Below are 5,133 nucleotides of genomic sequence, written 5' to 3' on the forward strand. Positions count from 1 at the left end.
CCCCCGTTCCCTTCACTCCCCCACGTGAGGAATCACTGATGACGACGGCAACCACGGCCAAGAGGCCCGCAGGGCGGGTCGCACGGGTGCTCGCACGGCGAGAGGCACGCATCGCGTTCCTGTTCGTGCTCCCCGCGTTCCTCCTCTTCATCGCCTTCCGCTTCGGCCCCAGCATCGTCGGCGTCGCCCTGAGCTTCTTCGACTACGACATCACCGGCGAGATCTCGTGGCGCGGGCTCGACCACTTCCAGCGCATGATCGCCGATCCGCTGTTCTGGCGGGCGATGGGCACCACGCTGATCTACACGGTGTTCGCGGTGCCGATCGCCCTCGTGCTCTCCACCGTGATGGCGCTCGGCGTGCGCCGCGCCTTCCGGGGCGCACGCTTCTTCCGCTCGATCTTCTTCCTCCCCGTCATCACCTCGCTGGTGCTGGCCGGCTCGATCTTCGTCTGGATCTTCTCCGCCAACGGTCCCTGGTCGGCACTGATGACCCCGCTGGGTCTCGGCGGCTCCTGGCTGGGCAGTACCGTGCTCGTCATCCCGGCCATCGTCGTCGTCGGCGTCTGGTCGCGATTCGGCTACGGGATGATGATCCTCATCGCCGCGCTGCAGGACGTGCCGCGCGAGCTCGAAGAGGCCGCGCTGGTCGACGGGGCCAACGCCTGGCAGCGGTTCCGGTACATCATCATGCCGGTGCTGCGCCCCACCTTCTTCTTCCTCGCGGTGATCGAGACGACCGCCGCGTTCCAGGTCTTCGACGTCATCTACGTGATGACCCAGGGTGGTCCGGCGAACGCCAGCTACTCACTCGTCTACATGCTCTACGACCAGGGCTTCCGCTACTTCGACTACGGCTACGCGGCCGCCATCGGTGTGGCCCTGTTCATCATGACCCTCGTCGTCGCGCTCATCCAGCGCCTGGTGATCGGAAAGCAGAAATGACCGCTCTGTTGCAGCCTCCGACACAGCCGCCGACGCAGTCGCCGGTGATGCCGCCGAAGATGTCGACCAAGCAGCGCCGCGCCTACCGCGCGCTCCAGCCCACCGGGTGGGGGATCGTCGGGCGATGGATCTGGCTGAGCCTGGCCGGCATCCTCAGCTTCTTCCCCTTCTACGCGATGGTCGTACTGAGCCTGAAGCCGGGCATGGTCGTCGAGCTCCCCGGCTCGCTGCTGCCCTTCCAGGACATCTCGTTCGAGGCCTACGAGCAGGTGCTCGCCGGGCAGAACATCCTCGGCTGGCTCGGCAACACGCTCATCTACTCGCTCGTCTCGGTCGTCGCCGTCCTGTTCCTCTCGGCGCTCGCCGGCTACGCCTTCGCCAAGAAGCGCTTCCGCGGCAAGGAGGTGATGTTCTGGTCGTTCCTCGCGATGGTGATGGTCCCGTTCCACGTCACCCTCATCCCGACGTTCATCCTCATGGCGAACCTCGGCGGCGTCGACACGTACTGGGGCCTGATCCTGCCCTCGCTCGCGAACGCCCAGGCCGTGTTCCTGATGCGGCAGTTCATCTCGGGCCTCCCGGACGAGCTGTTCGAAGCCGCCCGCATCGACGGTGCGGGTGAGTTCCGCATCTTCCTGCGGATCGTGCTGCCGCTGTGCAAGCCGATCCTGGCGACCCTCGGCATCTTCGTCTTCCTGTGGCACTGGAACGACTTCCTGTGGCCGCTCATCATCGCGAAGTCCAACGCGATGTTCACACTCACCGTCGGCATCTCGTCGCTGCAGCAGCAGAACGTCCCGCTGAGCACCATGCTCGCAGGTTCCGTCGTGGCGCTGCTGCCCATCTTCCTCGCGTACCTCATCGCTCAGCGGTACGTGCAGGAGGGCGTGGCCGGTACGGGCATCAAGGGCTGAGAAGAAGGGAAAGCACCACATGACTCAGCACAGTTTCACTTCAGAGGCCGATCTCGAGGAGGCGCTCGCCACACCGAGCGCCGGCTTGATCGACGACCTCGCGCGCGGGGCGGGCGACCTCGTGATCCTCGGCGCGGGCGGCAAGATGGGCCCGACCCTGGCGATGCTCGCGCGCCGTGGAATGGATGCCGCCGGGCGCCAGGACGACGCGGTGTATGCCGTCTCGCGCTTCGGCGATGCCGCGATCCGCGAGCGCCTCGAGGCCGCGGGCGTGAAGGTCGTCCCGTTCGACCTGATCGAGAACGACGACTTCGCAGCCCTCCCGGATGCTCCCAACGTGGTGTTCATGGTCGGCGCGAAGTTCGGGGCGGCCACCAACGCCTCGTGGGCGTGGGAGGTCAACGCCGCCCTGCCCGACCGGGTCGCCCGCCGCTACCGCGACAGCGCCATCTCGGTGCTCTCCACCGGCAACATCTACCCGTTCCTGCCCGCCTCCTCGGGCGGAGCATCCGAAGAGGTGCAGCCCGCACCCATCGGCGAGTACGCGCAGTCGTGCCTCGGCCGCGAGCGCGTGTTCGAGTTCGGGGCGCAGGAGCGCGGAACCAAGGTCGCGATCATCCGCCTCAACTACGCGGTCGACCTGCGCTACGGCGTGCTCGCCGACATCGGCAGCGCCGTGCACGCCGGGCAGCCCGTCTCGGTCGCCACCGCCAACGTCAACGTCATCTGGCAGGGCTACGCGAACGAGGTCGTGCTGCGCAGCCTCGTGCACGCCTCGACCGCCCCGTTCACGATCAACCTCACCGGTCCCGAGCTGCTGAGCGTCGAGTCGATCGCCCGGCGCTTCGGCACCCTCTTCGACCGCGAGGTCGAGATCGTCGACGAGCCGCAGCCGACCGCGCTGCTCAGCGACGCCCGCCGGTGCATGGCCCTGTTCGGCTACCCGGCCGTCTCCGCCGAGACCCTGATCGGGCTGCAGGCCGACTGGATCGAGAAGGGCCTCCCGATGATCGCCAAGCCGACCAAGTGGGCCGTCCGCGACGGGAAGTTCTGATGACCGTTCCCACCCTGCGACCGGAAGCCGCGGCCACCCTCGCCCGCGGTGCCGTGATCCCGGCGCATCCGCTCGCGCTCACCGCCGAGCGACGCATCGACGAGCGCCGCCAACGGGCCCTCACGCGCTACTACCTCGACGCGGGTGCCGGCGGCATCGCCGTCGGGGTGCACACGACCCAGTTCGAGATCCGCGACCCCGAGCACGCCCTGTTCGAACCCGTCCTCGCGCTCGCCGCGGAGGAGCTGGACGCACGGGCGAGTGTCGACGTGGTGCGCATCGCCGGTGTCGCCGGTGGCACCGCCCAGGCGGTGGCCGAGGCCGAGCTCGCCCGCGGGCTGGGCTATGACGCCGTACTGGTGAGTCCTCGCGTGGCCGGCGCCGACGAGCGGGCCCTGCTCGAACGCGCCCGCGCCGTGGGCGAGGTGCTGCCGGTGGTCGGCTTCTACCTGCAGACCGCGATCGGCGGCCCCGTGCTCGACCGGGAGTTCTGGCGCGAGTTCGCGTCGATCCCGGCCGTCGTCGCCGTCAAGGCTGCGCCCTTCGACCGGTACCGCACGCTGGAGCTGGTGCGCGGGGTGGCTGCCTCGGGCCGCGCCGACGAAATCGCGCTCTATACCGGCAACGACGACGCGATCGTCGCCGACCTGCTCTCCGAGTTCCACGTGGAGTCGCCGTCCGGCCCGCGCACGCTGCGCTTCGTCGGCGGACTGCTCGGCCAATGGGCGGTCGGCACGCGTGCCGCGGTCGCGCTGCTCGAACGCGCGCAGCGCGCGATGGCCGGAGACGAGAAGGCGTACCGCGACCTGGGGCTCGTCGCCTCCGACATGGTCGACGTCAACCAGGCCGTGTTCGACCCGGGCAACGACTTCCACGGGGTGATCGCGGGCGTGCACGAGATGCTCCGCCAGCAGGGTCTGCTCGACGGCACCTGGTGCCTCGACCCCGCAGAGGGGCTGTCGCCCGGCCAGGCGGAGGAGATCGAGCGGGTGCGCCACGCGTACCCCGACCTGAACGACGACGCCTTCATCGCCGAGAACCTCGAGGCATGGTTGAGATGAACGTTGCGATGAGCGCGGCGGCGAGCGTGGGAACGGTGGTGCCGACCGTGGTCGCGGTCGTCTCCGAGGAGCTCTTCGCGGAGTTCTTCTCGGGTGACGACGCGGAGCGGCTGCGTGCGGTCGCCGCCGGTCTGGGCGGGTCGTTCGTCCGGGTGGATCGGTTGGCGGATGCGGAACCCGCTGAGGCGCGCATCGTGATCACGAGCTGGGGCGTCGGCCCCTTCGACGCGGCCGTGCTCGCCTCGCTGCCGAAGCTCGAACTCATCGCGCACACCGGCGCCACGATCAAGCCCTTCGCGACGGATGCGCTGTTCGATCGCGGTGTCGTCGTGACCCAGGCGGGTGCGGGCATGGCGCGGCCCGTCGCCGAGGTGTCGTTGACGTTCACGCTCGCGCTGCTGCACCGGGTGCCCGAGATGCACAACGCCCTGCGCGCCGACGATGGGTGGTACGACGCGGATGCCGTGGGCGTGCAGCGCGAGATCCTCGGCACGCCCATCGCCGTGATCGGAGCCTCGCGCACGGGACGGGCGTATCTCGAACTGATCCGTGCGCTCGGGGCCGAGCCGCTGCTGGTCGACCCGACTCTCGATGCGGCCGCCGCGGCGGGGCTCGGGGCCGAGCTGGTCACCCTCGACGAGGCGCTGCGGCGTGCGCAGATCGTCGCCGTGCACGCGCCGACCCTGCCCGAGACGCATCACCTGATCGGCCGCCGGGAACTCGCGCTGCTGCGCGACGGCGCGGGGCTCGTGAACACGGCACGGTCGTGGCTGGTCGACGAGGCCGCGCTGATCGAAGAGCTGGAGCGCGGCCGTCTCAGTGCGGCGATCGACGTCTTCGACGAGGAGCCGTTCGCCGCGGACAGTCCGTTCCGCACGCTGCCGGGCGTGCTGGTCACCCCGCACCGGGCGGCCGGCACGAGCCAGGGACGTCTGCGTCAGGGGCGGATCGTCGTCGACGAGGTCGAGGCCTTCGCGGCCGGGCGCGCCCTCGCTCACACCATCTCCCGCGACCAGCTGTCTTCGATGGCATGAGCGGGGCGGCGGGATGCGCGGCCGCCGCGCGGGCATCGTGAGCGCGGCGACGATCCGTGCCGCCCGCGCCACGGATCAGCAGGCGCTCGGGGCGCTGTGGGCGACGGCGTTCACGCCCCCGCTCGC

Annotated in this window: 5 protein-coding genes; all 5 read left to right on the forward strand. The window is 69.8% G+C overall.

Going from position 1 to position 5,133, the window contains the following annotated elements:
• Positions 1-38: 38 nt before the first annotated feature.
• From ACNPM4_RS16365 to ACNPM4_RS16385, 5 genes are read left to right on the forward strand one after another with little or no spacing between them, the layout of a single operon-like run.
• Positions 39-944, forward strand: a complete 906-nt coding sequence (locus tag ACNPM4_RS16365; RefSeq protein ID WP_029263160.1) for a carbohydrate ABC transporter permease — start codon at positions 39-41, stop codon at positions 942-944.
• A complete protein-coding gene (locus ACNPM4_RS16370; protein ID WP_029263159.1) occupies positions 941-1,858 on the forward strand; it encodes a carbohydrate ABC transporter permease in 918 nt (305 codons plus the stop codon). Before ACNPM4_RS16365 ends, ACNPM4_RS16370 begins: the two co-directional genes overlap by 4 nt.
• Before the next feature lie 19 nt (positions 1,859-1,877).
• Positions 1,878-2,912, forward strand: a complete 1,035-nt coding sequence (locus ACNPM4_RS16375) for an NAD-dependent epimerase/dehydratase family protein (protein ID WP_448986385.1) — start codon at positions 1,878-1,880, stop codon at positions 2,910-2,912.
• Positions 2,912-3,973, forward strand: coding sequence for a dihydrodipicolinate synthase family protein (locus ACNPM4_RS16380; protein WP_448986386.1), 1,062 nt, complete (start codon positions 2,912-2,914; stop codon positions 3,971-3,973). The genes ACNPM4_RS16375 and ACNPM4_RS16380 overlap by 1 nt, the downstream gene beginning before the upstream one ends.
• Positions 3,961-5,007, forward strand: a complete 1,047-nt coding sequence (locus ACNPM4_RS16385) for a hydroxyacid dehydrogenase (protein ID WP_448986387.1) — start codon at positions 3,961-3,963, stop codon at positions 5,005-5,007. Before ACNPM4_RS16380 ends, ACNPM4_RS16385 begins: the two co-directional genes overlap by 13 nt.
• Positions 5,008-5,133 lie beyond the last annotated feature (126 nt).

It is taken from the genome of Microbacterium umsixpiens (assembly GCF_053543675.1).

Coding starts and splice junctions, on each gene's coding strand:
- ACNPM4_RS16375 (WP_448986385.1), top strand. CDS start 1,878: ATGACTCAGCACAGTTTCACTTCAGAGGCCGATCTCGAGGAGGCGCTC.
- ACNPM4_RS16380 (WP_448986386.1), top strand. CDS start 2,912: ATGACCGTTCCCACCCTGCGACCGGAAGCCGCGGCCACCCTCGCCCGC.
- ACNPM4_RS16365 (WP_029263160.1), top strand. CDS start 39: ATGACGACGGCAACCACGGCCAAGAGGCCCGCAGGGCGGGTCGCACGG.
- ACNPM4_RS16370 (WP_029263159.1), top strand. CDS start 941: ATGACCGCTCTGTTGCAGCCTCCGACACAGCCGCCGACGCAGTCGCCG.
- ACNPM4_RS16385 (WP_448986387.1), top strand. CDS start 3,961: ATGGTTGAGATGAACGTTGCGATGAGCGCGGCGGCGAGCGTGGGAACG.